The following is a 15576-nucleotide window of genomic DNA, read 5'->3' on the forward strand; positions in this document are numbered from 1 at the left end:
CTTTTTTTGTCATATCTTAACCTAAAGAAATATGATAATTTAAGAGGTAAGGGTTATTGGAGAAATATGATAATTGGAGAATGCAATGGCTACGACAAAAAGCTGCTTTTACGAGAATGAAAAACAACTTAATAGCTTTATAGAGGGCAATTCATTCAAAGACCACCGCAATCTGCTGGTGCAGATCTTCTACAGGCATAAAGAAAAACAAGACCTCCAGCACCTGGAGCGGCTGCTGAAAAATCTGCTTCCCGCTTCAACTGTGCTGAGCTGTGAAGCAGGAGGCTGCTATACGGAAGAAAAAAAGTATATCGTCACATTTACTATAATTGATAAACAAGAACTTAATCCTGTTTTACAAGATCAATACATGATCAATACATTGAACAATTTAGTAGAAGTTTCACAACAGGACATCCAAGACCTCAATGAAAGCCTCAAAGTGTCAGAGCAATACTACCGTTCGTTGTTTGATAACAATGGTGATTTTGTCTATTCGACAGATTTAACAGGGAATTTTACAAGTATCAATCAGGCATTTATGAAAACCTTTGGCTATACAGAGGATGATCTTATTGGCAGGTCAGCGCTCGATTTCATCAAAGAGGAAGATGTGCATCGCGCTAAAATGCATTTCATACAGGCGCTTAAAGGCAAGGATCAGACTTATACAATCGAAATCCCAATCAAGAGCGGTGAAGCGCAGATCTTTCAAATCAAAAATATACCCATTACCGTTAATGGAGCATGTGTGGGAACCTATGGTATCGGCCGGAACATCACGACTCAGAAAAAATCAGAGGAAAAAATCATTCAGCTGGCCTATTATGACCAGGATACAGGTTTGCCGAATAGAATAAGGTTTACCGAACAGCTGGAAGAAATGCTTCATCGGGCCAAGCATAGGAAAGAGCTTCTTGCCGTACTTGTTATTGATATTGATCGCTTCAAGATCATCAATGACAGCTTAGGGCATTATGCAGGAGATATTGTTCTGAAGGAGCTGGCGGAGAGAATCCTGGAGCGCCTCCCAGCAGGAGCTTTTCTTGGCAGATTCAGTGGGGATAAGTTCACCCTGCTATTGACGGAGAATGTCAGCATCGATCAGACGACACGATTTGCGAGGGAATTGCAAAACATTATTTCCATGCCTCTGTCTTATCAAAGTCAGGAGTTCATCGTCACGGCAAGCATCGGAATCAGCTCATTCCCGGGAGATGGCCTTGATGAACAAGTCCTGTTGAAGAATGCTGATATCGCGATGAATCGTTCGAAAAATCAAGGCGGGAATAAGATTACTTACTTCTCAACTGGAATGAACGATCAGGCCATGGTCCGGCTTGAGCTTGAAAGCTATTTAAGGAAAGCGCTTCAAAAGAATGAATTTCACCTTTGCTACCAGCCGCTTATGGACTTGAAATCCGGGGAGATTACCTGTACAGAAGCCCTCATCCGCTGGCAGCATCCGCACCTTGGCCTGGTTTCGCCTGCACAGTTTATACCTCTGGCAGAGGAAACAGGATTGATTGAGGAAATTGGAGCATGGGTGCTGACAACTGCCTGTGTCCAGACAAAAGCCTGGCAGCAGAATGGATTCCCGAATCTCGGTATTTCAGTGAATGTCTCAGCATATCAGTTCCAGCATCATGCCTTTATTGGGCATGTGATTGAAGCTCTTGAGATTTCACAGCTTGGACCAGGATACCTCTCCTTGGAACTGACAGAAAGTGCCATGCTGGAAGATATCGTCTATAGCATTTCGGTTATGAAATCACTGCAGGAACTAGGGGTAAAGGTTTCGATTGATGATTTCGGCACCGGATATTCCTCATTGAGTTATTTGCGTAATTTACCGATTGATACCCTGAAAATCGATCAATCATTTATCAATAATCTTCATGACGACCCATCTGATATCGCAATCGTTAAGGCAATCATTACCATGGGCCAGGGACTTTCTGTGAAAATTGTTGCCGAAGGTGTCGAGACGCATGAACAGTTGAACCTTTTGAGGGAATTGGATTGCCATTACGCACAGGGCTTTTACATAGAAAAGCCACTTGACATTGCCGCCTTTGAAAAAGGGTTCAGGACAATGGAAAAAGTTGAATATACGGTAAAATAAAAGACAGAGCCAGCACATAGTGCGGGCTCTTTTCTTATGAAATCCTCTCGATCACGGTCCGTCTCCCGTTATTCAAGGTTAATTCGAACCTGTCATTTTGTGTTTCAAAGTAATCGAAGTGATGCTGGACGCTGCAGATGAACTCCTCATTATCGAGGATCAAGAAGTTGACTCCCGAAACTCCTTGTTCGTGATCAAGGAAGGTCAAGTGATTATAACAATAAATACAGTCATAGATTGAAAAATTGAGCGAATTCAAAGTATTGATGAATTGGACAAAAGCTTCATCATTCAGCTCATCAAGCAAACGCTCGAATGAATAAATCAGCTGTTTCCTGATTCTGACCATTTCCTGGTCCTGAAGATTAATTTTCTCATTGCCGGTCTGAATGCAGCCGTTATCGAGCAAAAAACCTTTGCACCATTTATTGTTCCTCTGCACTTCAACCTCTTGATGGATGAATTCATCGACAAGTGCGGCCTCATCTGTTTCTTCATCAAAGAAAACCCATTGTGAATTAATAAATTCTACTGTCCCGACGTTGAATGCGCGGGGCTGGAAATCAATTAGATTGCTTCGTTGTTGTCGGTTCATGTGAATCCTCCGTTAATTATCGCTCACCTTCTTTGTAGACAGATTTTGGCTAATTTATAACATGATTTGAAAGATAGGCAATTAACCAGTTGGGGTGTATCTGCATAAGATGAGTAATGCTTAAGCTATTATCACGTTTGAGATAGTGCTGATTGACATCAAAAAGTTCCGCTGAAAGGAATGATCAACAAATGTGTGGAATAACTGGCTGGATAGATTATCGGAAAAACCTGGATCATGAACGGGAGACCATGGCAAAAATGGCGGATACTTTAAGTAAAAGAGGTCCCGACGATACAAATGTATGGACTTCGGGGCATGCTGCGCTGGGGCATAAAAGGCTGGTAGTTGTCGATCCCGAGGGCGGCAAACAGCCAATGACCAGAACACAGGGAGATAACCGTTATACCATTTGTTATAACGGAGAACTTTACAATACAGAGGACCTCAGAAAAGCACTGCTATTAAAAGGATATTCTTTTAAAGGTCATTCTGATACAGAGGTTTTGCTTACTTCTTTCATGGAATGGAAGGAAAACTGTCTGGAGCATTTAAACGGTATCTTTGCTTTTGCTGTCTGGGATCAACAGCAGGAACAACTGTTCATTGGCCGTGACAGGCTGGGCGTGAAGCCGTTATTTTTCCTCGAAACAGCATCAGGCCTTATGTTTGCTTCTGAGCAAAAGGCATTGCTGGCTCATCCAGAAGTGAAGGCTGAGATAGACAGAGAAGGACTTTGTGAGGTATTTGGGCTTGGGCCATCCCGTTCTCCAGGGGCAGGCATTTTTAAAAACATGAAGGAGCTTCGTCCAGGCCACGGTCTTACTTTTTCAAAAAATGGGCTTAAAGTATGGAGATATTGGAATGTGAAAAGCGAGCAACACAAGGATACTCTTGATGAGACAGCTGAAAAAGTGCGGGGTTTATTCACGGATGCGGTGACAAGGCAGCTGGTCTCAGACGTACCATTATGCACCTTCCTATCCGGCGGGCTGGATTCAAGCGCCATCACCGCGATTGCTGCTGAACATTACAAAGCAGAGGGCAAGGGCAGCCTGCATACCTACTCAATTGATTACGAAGGCAATGACAAGTATTTTAAGGAAAATGAGTTCCAGCCTAATGCTGATGCCTTTTGGATCAATAAGATGACAGAAACATATGGCACTGTCCATCATAATAGCATCATTACACAGCATGATCTGGCAGACTATCTGACAGAAGCAGTTCATGTCAGGGACCTGCCGGGAATGGCCGACATTGATTCCTCGCTGCTTTGGTTCTGCCGTGAAATCAAACAGGACTTTACGGTAGGGCTTTCAGGTGAATGTGCTGACGAGATCTTTGGAGGCTATCCGTGGTTCCACAGGGAGGAAGATTTGAATCGAAAAGGTTTCCCTTGGATGAGGTCAATTAATGAGCGCCAGAACATGCTGAGGGACCATTGGCGGAAAAAACTGAGTCTGGAAGATTATATGATGGCAAAATACAATGATACAATTGCAGAGGTGCCTCTGCTTGATGGGGAGAGCCATAGCGATGCCAAGCGGAGACAACTATTCTATCTAAATATCATCTGGTTCATGACCACACTTTTAGACCGGAAGGACCGGATGAGCATGGGAGCAAGCCTTGAAGTAAGGGTGCCGTTTGCCGATCATCGACTTGTCGAATATGTCTGGAACATCCCATGGGAAATGAAGATGCACGGCAACAGGGAAAAAGGAATCCTGCGCAAAGCATTGGAAGGCGTCCTGCCAGATGAAGTATTGTATCGGAAAAAGAGTCCGTACCCGAAGACGCATCACCCGGCCTATACCCAGGCAGTGCAAGGGATGCTGTCTGATTTCATGGCCGATTCAAACAGTGCGCTGCATGAATTCTTCGATAGGGCTACACTGCAAAAAATGATTGAGACCGAGGGCGCATCCTTCAAAGTGCCATGGTTCGGCCAGCTCATGACAGGTCCGCAACTGCTGGCACAGCTAGCACAAATCCATATCTGGTTCAGGGATTACAATATCAATATAGCAGACTAAAAAAGCAAGCCCTGGGAAAGGGCTTGCTTTTTTGAATATTTTAAGAGCTTTAGTCCCCGCGAGTTAATAGTACCCTTATAAGAGGGAATCGCCATCTATAAGGATACATTTAAGAGCGAATAGTACCCATATGCGAGAGAATCGCCATCTATAAGGGTACATTTAAAGGTGAATAGTACCCTTATGCAACGGAAATGCAACCTATAAGGGTACATTTAAGGGCGAATAGTACCCTTATGCAACGGAAACGCCACCTATAAGGATACATTTAAGGGCGAAAAGTACCCATATGCGAGAGAATCGCCATCTATAAGGGTACATTTAAAGGTGAATAGTACCCTTATGCAACGGAAATGCAACCTATAAGGGCACATTTAAGGGTGAAAAGTACCCTTATGCAACGGAAACGCCACCTATAAGGGCACATTTAAGAGCTAATAATACCAGTTTCATCTACATAACCTATTCCGGCCGCACGGGCTGGGCATCCGGTACGAATGATTTTTTCACCCATACTCGTGATCTCCAGCGCCAGAGCATCAAAAGTCCGCGGAGCCATTCGTCGGCGATGAAGGCGATCCATATTCCAACCAGCCCCATACCAAGATGTATTCCAAGGAAATAAGACAAGGTGACACTGACTCCCCACATGGAAAGGATTCCCATATAAACAGGGAATTTCACGTCACCCGCAGCCCTGAGCGAACTGATCAGTACCAGGTTAAAGGATCTGCCGGGTTCAAGGATGATCGTAAGCAAGATCAAGGTGGTTCCTAGCTCAATGATGCTCATATTATCAGTGAAGATTCCCAGCAGGTTTTTTGAAAAGAAGGAGACAATCGAAGCTGTAACGATGGATATGATAATAGCCAGCTTCAGGCTTTTTAATGCACGCTTATAAGCATTCTCGATTTCCTTTGCACCAACCATATGCCCAATCAAAATTTGTGTCCCCTGGCTGATGGCGATGCTGAATAGGAAGATGAACATCATGACATTCTGGGTATAAACTTTTGCCGTTAAAGCTTGTGTTCCAAGTGTGGCGATAAAATAAGTGATGACCATTTGTGACCCATTGTAGCTCAAATGCTCCCCGGCAGAAGGAATCCCGATATTAAGCAGGTTTTTCAAATGTTTCTTTGGAAAACTGAACAGCATTGAAAGTGGCAGTGAGCCGGGAACTCTTTTCGTCAACACATAAATGGCTGCCAGCAATCCGAGGATCCGGCTGACGGTGGTGGAGATCGCCACGCCTTCTACACCAAGGACTGGGAAGCCGAAAGGCCCGAAGATGAAGAAATAGTTGCCGATGACATTCAGCACGTTCATGCCGATTGTGACATACATGATATCCCGTGTGAATCCATAGCTGCGAATGATGCTGCTGACTGTCATGATCAGCGACTGGATGAATGAAAAGCCGCCGACAATCCGCAAATAGGAATTGGCTTCATCGAACAGTTCAGGAGGCAAGTCCATCAATCTGAGCAATTGCTCGCTGAAAATGAAAACGGCTGCGCTCAGGACCAGTCCGAATACAAGATTCGCACCAATTGAGACAGCTGAAACCTCACGTGCATCGTCATCCATTTTCGCACCAAGGTTTTGGGCAACAAGGATGGCAGTTCCGGTCGCAATGAAGCCGAACATCACGATTACCATGGAAAGAATCTGGTTGGAAACCCCTACTGCAGCCACGGAGTTATCCGAATACTGGGACAGCATCAGCGTATCCGCATTTCCCATCAGCATATATAGCAGGATTTCAATAAAGAGTGGCCATGTAATGGCAAAAAGCGATAATTTAGCAGTTTTATTTTTCATGTTTTACATCTCCAAGTTGTCATTCAATTCTTTCATTATACAGACTATAGGAGGAAATTGAAGTGAAAATGATTCGTTTTCCGAAAAAACTTTATTCTGAAAAATTCAGAATCCGAAAGTACTTATTTTCATTAACAAACCGGAATGAGAACTAAGCGGATTTTCACTTATGCTTGAGAAAGTTACAAAGTTTATTAACAGGGTCTAAAAAAAGCAAACCCCTTTCCAAATCAGGAAAGGGGGCTGAGATTACTAAAATTGGAACAATGCGAATCCATTTGCGGCAATCTTCGCTGTAAGGTCATCGCTTTCAGCCGCATATTCTTCGCCACTGTAGATGTTAGTGATTTTTTTGCCTTTCAAATTAAATGGCAGATGATAGCTTGCTTCTTCATCACTCATATTCACGACGACTAAAATGGTTGTTTCGCCATTGGATTTTGTATAGGCAAAGCAGCTCTCATGATAATCGGATGGAATGAAGTGCAGTTCCCCTTCATTTGCCAGTAGCGGGTACTCTTTTCGGAGCTGGATCATCTTTTGGACATGCTCGAACATATCCTTGTTCTGGTCTTCTTCATTCCACTTCATGCACTCGCGGCAGCCTGGATCCTGCGGGCCGCTCATGCCGATTTCATCTCCATAATAGATGCATGGAGTGCCGATATAGGAAAGCAATACAGTATAGATTTGCTTCAGCTTATCCTCATCATGGCCGCACTCGGTCAAGATTCTTGGAGTATCATGGCTGCCAATCAAGTTGAAGGCGACTTCATTGACGTTCTTCGGATACATATGATTGACGGTCGTCATGTTCTCGATAAATTCTTTCACCGAAATGGTCCCGCGTGCAAACAAGTTTAGGATATTGGTCGTGAACGGATAGTTCATGACAGCGTCGAACTGGTCACCACGGAGCCATGGCATGGAATCATGCCAAATTTCACCGAGGATATAGATGTCAGGTTTAATTGCTTTCACTTCGGTGCGGAATTTTCGCCAGAAAGAGTGGTCGACTTCATTGGCAACATCGAGTCTCCAGCCATCGATATCGAACTCGCGCACCCAATAGCGTCCAACTTCAAGCAGATATTCAATGACTTCAGGGTTTTCAGTATTCAGTTTAGGCATCGATTTTTCAAAAGCGAAGGTATCATAATTCGGCCTTGGCTGCATTACTAGCGGAAAATCGTTCGTGTAGAACCAGTCTTTATAAGGAGATGCTTCGCCTTTTTCAAGAACATCCTGGAACTGAGGGAAGTAGAATCCGCTATGGTTGAAGACAGCATCCAGCATGACCTTAATGCCGTGTTCGTGGCAAACCTGGACAAGTTTCTTTAGCGTTTCTTTATCCCCGAATTGCGGATCGATTTCCATGTAGTCGATCGTATCGTATTTATGGTTCGAATAGGCTTTGAAAATAGGCGTAAAATAAATACCGGTGATGCCCAGATTGGCCAAATAGTCGATATTATTGATTACACCCTGGAGGTCGCCGCCAAAGAAATTATCCCTTGCTGGTGGAGCACTACCCCATGGCAAAGCGCCTTCTGGATCATTGGATGGATCCCCGTTGCCAAAGCGTTCAGGAAAAATCTGATACCAGACTGTATCTTTGACCCAGGATGGAGCACGGAACACATCGATATTATTAAGATAAGGGAAGGTAAAATAATAGCCGGTATCATCCAAAGGGGGTTCATCGTAAAAACCTTTTTCCGTTAGACAAGCTGTTTCAATTCCATCATTTAAAATGAATCCGTATCGCATTCTGCGGAATGGAGGTTTGATTGCAACAAACCAGTAATCAAATAACTGGTCGGACCCGCTTTTAATCATCGGAACGGTATTCGTCATCCATTTCCCATCCTGCCAATCATATGGATCACCATTCAGAAGGGTAACTTCTTTCATATCATCTTTTTTTGTCCGAATGCGAATATGTAATTCTTCATTAGTGCAAGCGTATGCATAATTGTCTTTAGGACGGTGGTAAATCGCTTCTTTTAACAGAGGGGACCATTCCTTTCTTTTATAAGGTGATGATGAAAAACGTAGAGTAGAATTTATCATAGTTCTACCTGGTGAAACTTTATCGGAAAGAACTATATTATATCAAGATTAAAACAAGGGTAGAACACTCATTTTGAAATGTCAATCATTAAAAAGCCGATTCACAAAACTTTAATGATTTGAGCTGTCTTTTAAAAAAAATAAAAAAATTAGTTGTCAAAAAGAATTAAGTCTTTATAATAAGAAGTAGGTTGTGCAATCGTTTTCATAGAGTTGCAAACTAAATTACAAACGTTTGCACAGATAGGAAGACTATCTGCACAATGAAAAGCAATTACACATTTTTAGGAGGGGTATACACATGAAAAAGGCATTGTCGATTTTCATGATGCTGGTCTTAATGATTGGCGCACTTGCTGCTTGTGGACCTAAAGAAGAAGAAAACACAGGTTCAAAAGACAACGGTGAGAAAACAGAAGATGCTTCTAAACCAGAGAAGCTAGTAGTTTGGGAAGATAAAGACAAGTCTGGCTGGCTTGAAAAAGTAGCTGCAGACTTCGAAAAAGAACACGGTGTCAAAATCGAGTTCAAAGAAGTAGAAATGGCTACAAAAATGAAAGAGCAATTACGTCTTGATGGCCCTGCTGGAACTGGCCCAGACATCATCACTCTTCCACACGACCAAATCGGTGAACTTGCAGTCCAGGGACACATCGCTGAACTTAATGTAAGCGACGATGTGAAGAGCACTTTCTCTGAGTCTTCAATCTCAGCGCAAACTTTCGATGGTAAATTATACGGACTTCCAAAGTCTGCTGAAACTCCAGTATTCATCTACAACAAAGCTCTTATGACTGAAGTTCCTGCTACAATGGAAGACCTTTATGAATTCGCAAAAGCTAACACTAAAGACGGCAAATATGGTTTCCTTGCACTTTGGGATAACTTCTACTTTGCACACGCTCCAATCGCTGGTAACGGCGGATATGTATTCGGGGAAAAAGACGGCGCTCTTAACCCTCAAGATCTTGGCTTGAACAACGAAGGTGCTGTAAAAGGTACTGAGTACATCCAGAAGTGGTACGCTGAAAAACTATTCCCTAACGGAATCATCGGTGAAAACGGCGGATCTGCAATGGACGGACTATTCAACGAAGGTAATGTTGCTTCTGTCATGAACGGACCATGGGCATTCGGCGGCATGAAAGATGCTGGAATCGACTATGGTGCAGCTCCATTCCCTAAATTCGCTGACGGCACTCCAATGAAGACTTTCATGGGTGTTAAAGGATGGCACGTTTCTTCTTACTCTAAGAACCAGGAATGGGCTACAAAGTTCCTTGAGTTCATCACAAACGACGAAAACGCTAAGTACCGTTTCGAGCAAACTGCTGAAGTACCAACTAACGTGGCTTTAGTTGACGACCCAGCAATCGCTGAAAACGAAGGCGCTAAAGCTGTTGCACTTCAGACTCAAGACGCAGTTCCAATGCCAAACATCCCTGAAATGGGCGAAGTTTGGGCACCAATGGCTAGCGCATTGCAAACTGTTGTAACAGGCAAAGCAGAGCCAAAAGCAGCTCTTGATTCAGCTGTAAAACAAATTCAGCAAAACATTGAGCAAAATCACTCTAAATAATAGTAGCAGTAGATATAGCAGTACCTCCCGCGGGGGGTACTGTTATATTTTCCAGCCCAATATTCCATTTTCTGTGTTTTCCTATTCGGTATGTGAAAAGTCACAAAGTTTACGAAAACTGCAGTAAAAAAGTCTTTCATTGAGCAAACGGTTGCGCTAAAATAGAGGTAGTTAATCAGGTGCTTCATGAGAGTGAAAACAAGAGTTTTCGGAATAATACAGGAAGAGGAATTCCTTCTGTACGGATGAAAATGTATTCGTTCTCATAAAGCATCTGATGCTTTTAACAAGGTCTCCTCGCAGGGATTGCAGTTTTTCAAAGCTGCTGTATCCATTCTCTATCAAAGAAAATGTTTGATCGGGATTGGTTCAAAGGGCGGGAAAAGCGGGTTACACGATGAGAAGCCTTAAAAAACATAGAAAGAGAAAGGGGAATATAGGATGAAAGAGAAGTCCTATCAAACCAACCACCGTAGAATAGCAACTGCCCTTTCGATTATTCCAGGGCTAGGACAGCTATACAACAAACAATATTTAAAAGGGATCGCATTTTTAGTTTTAACTGGTGCATTCTTCGGAGTGTTCTCAGACCTGCTCAATATGGGTCTATGGGGACTGTTTACACTGGGAGAGCAAACGCCTCGTGACCATTCCATCTTCTTGATGGTTGAAGGGATCTTGGCACTCATTGTCCTGATCTTTGGAATCGGTTTCTATCTGTTCAACTTAAATGATGCATATAAGACCGGCTTGAAAAGAGACATGGGAGAACGTCTAAGTACGGTAAAAGAGCAATACAATAACCTGATCGATAATGGATTCCCATACCTGATCATGTCACCTGGATTCCTGCTTTTGATTTTTGTTGTTGTATTCCCGATTCTATTCGTCGTTTTACTAGCATTCACTAACTATGATCTGTACCATTCACCACCTGCAAAATTGGTTGACTGGGTCGGACTTAAAAACTTCTTTGATTTGTTCCAATTAGAATCTTGGCGTCAAACATTCTTCTCCGTACTTTCATGGACAATCATCTGGACATTCGTCGCAACAACTTTCCAGGTTGCATTGGGCATGTTCCTGGCGATTCTCGTTAACCAGAAGGATGTTAAAGGAAAGGCTATCATCCGTACAGTATTCATTCTTCCTTGGGCTGTACCAGCATTCGTTTCCATCCTTGTATTTGCTGGTATGTTCAATGAATCATTTGGTGCCATCAACCGTGACATCCTTGGATTCTTTGGAATCGATCCAATTCCATGGATGACAGAAGCGATGTATACGAAAATCGCACTGATCATGATTCAAACATGGCTTGGATTCCCGTTCATTTTCGCAATGGTCACTGGTGTCCTTCAATCCATTCCTGAAGAATTATATGAAGCAGCAACTGTGGACGGTGCGACAAACTTCCAGAAGTTCAAGAACATCACATTGCCGCTTGTGCTTTTCGCAACAGCGCCAATCTTGATTACACAATACACGTTCAACTTCAATAACTTCAATATTATTTATCTCTTTAATGGCGGAGGACCTGCTGTGCCAGGCGCAAATGCCGGCGGCACAGATATCCTGATTTCGTGGATTTACAGCCTCACGATGACATCTGCACAATATTCTAAAGCTGCTGCTATCACTATGCTCCTTTCATTGATTGTTATTGGAGTAGCTTTATGGCAGTTCAAGAGAACGAAATCATTCCAAGAAGAGGATATGATGTAATATGAGTATCAAACGACAGAAATATCTCAGACTGACACTAACGTACCTTGTGATTTTGGCTATGTTTGCTATTATTATTTACCCACTACTCTGGATTGTCGGTTCATCCTTCAATCCGGGGCAAAGCTTGTCCGGTTCAAGCATCATCCCGAAAAATGCTACGCTTGACCACTATAAGGAACTGTTCGATACGAACCAGAGTGCATACTTGTACTGGTACTGGAATTCATTGAAGGTAAGTGTACTGACCATGGTGTTTACAGTCATCCTTGTCAGCCTTACAGCTTATTCATTTTCACGCTACCGTTTTATTGGCCGTAAGAACAGCTTGATGACATTCCTGATCCTGCAGATGATTCCAAACTTTGCAGCACTGATCGCGATTTTCATCCTTGCGCTGTTGACTGGCCTTCTTGACACTCACTTAGGCTTGATCCTTGTATACGTTGGGGGCGCAATTCCAATGAATACATGGCTGATGAAAGGATATCTTGATACCATTCCGAAAGAACTTGATGAATCAGCCAAAATGGACGGTGCCGGCCACCTGAGGATTTTCTTCCAGATTGTCATGCCGCTTGCGACACCGATCATCGCAGTCGTAGCATTGTTCGCATTCATCGCTCCATTCGGTGACTTCATCCTGGCAAGAATCCTTTTGAGAACCGAAGAAAAATACACACTTGCTGTTGGACTATATGATATGGTTGCCAAACAGTTCGGTGCAGAATTCACCACTTTCGCTGCAGGTGCAGTATTGATCGCGGTACCGATTGCTATCCTCTTCCTATCATTCCAAAAATACTTTGTTTCTGGTTTGACGGCAGGAGGAACAAAAGGATAATCTATTAGGGCAGAAACATTTTAAGCAAAGGCCATATTTGGCCTTTGCTTAAATTATGAGGAGGACCGGAGATGAAAAAAATGATCATCTTCATCTTGATTCCGTTTCTTCTTTTCAGCGCTCTCCCGGTAGGTGCCGTTGAAATTGAAGAACGCAAATGGCAGGATGAAACAATTTATTTCTTAATGGTTGACCGTTTTAACAACGGTGACAATAGCAATGATTTCGAGGTTGATGCGAATGATCCTAAGGCTTATCATGGAGGTGATTTCCAGGGTGTCATCGACCAGCTTGATTATATTAAGGACATGGGATTCACCGCAATCTGGCTTACGCCAGTGTTCGATAATGTCGATATGGGGTACCATGGATATTGGATCAAAGATTTCTATAAGACAGAAGAGCATTTTGGAAGCGTTGACAAGTTCAAAGAGCTGGTAAAAGAGGCTCATGAACGTGACATTAAGGTCATTCTTGATTTCGTCGTCAACCATGTCGCTCCAGAACACGAATGGGTAAATGATCCAGCCAAGAAAGACTGGTTCCATGAAAAACAGGATATTCTTGACTGGAATGACCAGGAACAGCTGGAGAATAACTGGCTTTATGGACTTCCTGATTTAGCCCAGGAAAATCCGGAGACCCGGAAATATCTATTGGAAGCCGCCAAATGGTGGATTGAAGAGACAAATATCGACGGTTACAGGCTGGACACTGTCCGCCACGTACCGGTTGAATTTTGGGAAGATTTTTCAAAAGAAGTGAAAAGTGTCAAAGATGACTTTTACCTTATTGGTGAGGTGTGGTCTGAAGATCCGAATTATATCGCTGAATATGATAAGGCGGGAATCGATGGCTTTGTCGATTTTCCATTGAATGAGCAGCTTCGTACAGCGTTTGAAAAACCGGACCAGACTTTGGACTGGCTTTTAACAACAGCGAAAAGAAATAAAGCGATATATGAAAACCCAGAATTGATGGGGAACTTTATCGACAATCATGATATGGTCAGGTTCACAAGGAAAGCCGTCCAGAACAGGCAGCATCCAGGAACCAGATGGAAGATGGCAATTACTTATATGTATACTGCTCCAGGCATCCCGATCGTTTATTATGGAAGTGAAATTGCCCTCGATGGCGGGGAAGACCCGGATAATCGCAGACAAATGAGCTTCAGGGCGGATAAAGAATTAATTGATTACATCACGAAGATTGGTGAACTTCGCAATGAGCTTCCTTCTTTAAGAAGAGGTGATTTGGAAGTTCTATATGAAAAGAAAGGCATGGCGGTTTTCAAGAGAACCTTTGAAAATGAAACATCTGTCATTGCCTTCAATAACACTTCCAACACTCAGTACGTCACATTGACAGCGGACCAGCTGAAAGATGATCAAGAGCTTAGAGGCTTGCTTGCAAATGATCTTGTCAGAAGCAAGGATGGGGAGTATAACCTTGCTTTAGAACGGGAAAAAGCAGAAATTTATGTTCTAGCGGAAAAAACAGGATTGAACATCCCTTACTTAGTGGCAATGGGCGCTGTATATGCTGCTTTCTTTGGCTTCATTTTCCTTCTTTTTAAAAGGAGAAAGAGGAGTAAAGAATAGGTGAAAATCAGTCCAAAACTTGGCTAGAAAAAACAAGCAAAATATCAGGGCAATTCATTTATAATAGAGATAAGGAATTTTTCTGGCAAAAGGGAGGGGAACTTAATGGCTGTCACAATAAAAGATGTTGCGAAGGTAGCAAATGTCGCGCCTTCAACTGTCTCACGTGTTATCGCCAATAGTCCGAGGATCAGCGAAAAAACGAAAGAAAGAGTCAGGGAGGTTATGGACCAGCTTGGGTATCACCCAAACTTCATCGCCAGAAGCCTAGCCAGCCAATCAACTCGGGCAATTGGCCTGGTCATGCCGAGTTCTACTGATGTCGTATTCCAAAACCCATTCTTTCCAACGGTCTTGACAGGATTGAGCGAAGGCGCGCATTCAAAGCAGTACGCCCTTCATATGACTACTGGGAAGACAGAGGATGAAATATTTGATGGAGTAGTCGCGATGGTACAGGGCGGCAGAGTAGATGGTGCAATCCTCCTGTATTCAAAGGTGGAAGACAGGGTCATTGCCTATCTGAAGGAAAGAAATTTTCCTTTTGTCGTCATCGGCAAGCCTTTTAAAGATGATGAAAATACGAATTATGTTGATAATGATAACTTCAAAGCCGGCAAAGAAGTAACTGAGCATTTGATTCAGCTTGGCCATGATCGGATTGGTTTCATCGGAGGAAATCTGGATCTGGTTGTTACGGTGGAGCGCTTGCTTGGCTATGAAAAAGCTTTGAGGAACTCCGGGATCCATCTTGAAGACAAATACATTGTCAACGATGAATTTCTCCGTGAAAGCGGCCAGGATGCTGTGGAAGTTTTGCTTTCGCTAGAAAATCCACCTACCGCCATGGTAGTTACCGATGACTTGATGGCACTCGGTGTGCTGAATAAGCTTGATGAAATGGGAATCGCGGTACCTCAGGACGTCTCCATCGTCAGCTTTAACAATGTGCTGATCGCCGAGATGGCAAGACCGCCTTTAACTTCAGTCGATATTAACATTTTCGAGCTGGGGTATCAGGCTGCTAAAAGTTTGATTCAAATCATCGAAAACCCTAATGAGCCGACCAAACGGATAATTGTCCCGTTCAATATAGTGACACGTTATTCCTGCGGTCACCCTAAGGATTACAAGGAAGTACTTGTGTAAAAAAACTGCACCTCCCATT

10 protein-coding genes are annotated in these 15576 nt (G+C 43.1%); 7 read left to right on the plus strand and 3 right to left on the minus strand.

The window, feature by feature from the left end; all coding sequences use genetic code 11:
* Nucleotides 1-85: 85 nt before the first annotated feature.
* The gene (locus AB5I83_RS14235) at nucleotides 86-2125 is read left to right on the plus strand and encodes an EAL domain-containing protein (RefSeq protein WP_448976119.1); all 2040 of its coding nucleotides are present in this window, start codon (nucleotides 86-88) and stop codon (nucleotides 2123-2125) included.
* 34 nt (nucleotides 2126-2159) lie between these two features.
* Here AB5I83_RS14235 and AB5I83_RS14240 read toward each other — a convergent pair whose 3' ends face one another.
* A complete protein-coding gene (locus AB5I83_RS14240) occupies nucleotides 2160-2720 on the minus strand; it encodes a DUF2777 domain-containing protein (RefSeq protein ID WP_167832142.1) in 561 nt (186 codons plus the stop codon).
* Nucleotides 2721-2911: 191 nt separating this feature from the next.
* Between AB5I83_RS14240 and asnB the strand changes: the two genes are divergently transcribed.
* Nucleotides 2912-4759 (plus strand): asparagine synthase (glutamine-hydrolyzing), encoded by a 1848-nt coding sequence (asnB, locus tag AB5I83_RS14245; RefSeq protein ID WP_448976120.1) that lies wholly within the window; start codon nucleotides 2912-2914, stop codon nucleotides 4757-4759.
* Between the two features lie 462 nt (nucleotides 4760-5221).
* Here asnB and AB5I83_RS14250 read toward each other — a convergent pair whose 3' ends face one another.
* Both AB5I83_RS14250 and AB5I83_RS14255 read right to left on the minus strand, forming a co-directional pair.
* Nucleotides 5222-6583 carry an MATE family efflux transporter gene (locus AB5I83_RS14250; RefSeq protein WP_448976121.1) on the minus strand — a complete coding sequence of 454 codons (1362 nt, stop codon included), beginning with the start codon at nucleotides 6581-6583 and terminating at the stop codon, nucleotides 5222-5224.
* A gap of 252 nt (nucleotides 6584-6835) precedes the next feature.
* On the minus strand, nucleotides 6836-8596 hold the full coding sequence (locus AB5I83_RS14255; protein WP_448976461.1) for an alpha-glycosidase: 1761 nt from the start codon (nucleotides 8594-8596) through the stop codon (nucleotides 6836-6838).
* A 361-nt stretch (nucleotides 8597-8957) separates the two neighbouring features.
* Between AB5I83_RS14255 and AB5I83_RS14260 the strand changes: the two genes are divergently transcribed.
* The 5 genes from AB5I83_RS14260 to AB5I83_RS14280 all read left to right on the plus strand — a co-directional run bounded on the left by AB5I83_RS14260 (nucleotide 8958) and on the right by AB5I83_RS14280 (nucleotide 15557).
* Entirely contained in the window at nucleotides 8958-10235 is a 1278-nt protein-coding gene (locus AB5I83_RS14260; protein ID WP_167832145.1) for a sugar ABC transporter substrate-binding protein, read from the plus strand.
* A 441-nt stretch (nucleotides 10236-10676) separates the two neighbouring features.
* Nucleotides 10677-11960 (plus strand): carbohydrate ABC transporter permease, encoded by a 1284-nt coding sequence (locus AB5I83_RS14265; protein ID WP_167832146.1) that lies wholly within the window; start codon nucleotides 10677-10679, stop codon nucleotides 11958-11960.
* A 1-nt stretch (nucleotide 11961) separates the two neighbouring features.
* The gene (locus AB5I83_RS14270; RefSeq protein ID WP_167832147.1) at nucleotides 11962-12804 is read left to right on the plus strand and encodes a sugar ABC transporter permease; all 843 of its coding nucleotides are present in this window, start codon (nucleotides 11962-11964) and stop codon (nucleotides 12802-12804) included.
* Between the two features lie 71 nt (nucleotides 12805-12875).
* Nucleotides 12876-14408 carry an alpha-amylase family glycosyl hydrolase gene (locus AB5I83_RS14275; protein WP_448976122.1) on the plus strand — a complete coding sequence of 511 codons (1533 nt, stop codon included), beginning with the start codon at nucleotides 12876-12878 and terminating at the stop codon, nucleotides 14406-14408.
* Between the two features lie 105 nt (nucleotides 14409-14513).
* Entirely contained in the window at nucleotides 14514-15557 is a 1044-nt protein-coding gene (locus AB5I83_RS14280) for a LacI family DNA-binding transcriptional regulator (RefSeq protein WP_448976123.1), read from the plus strand.
* Nucleotides 15558-15576: the final 19 nt, after the last annotated feature.

Source organism: Mesobacillus sp. LC4 (genome assembly GCF_053543455.1).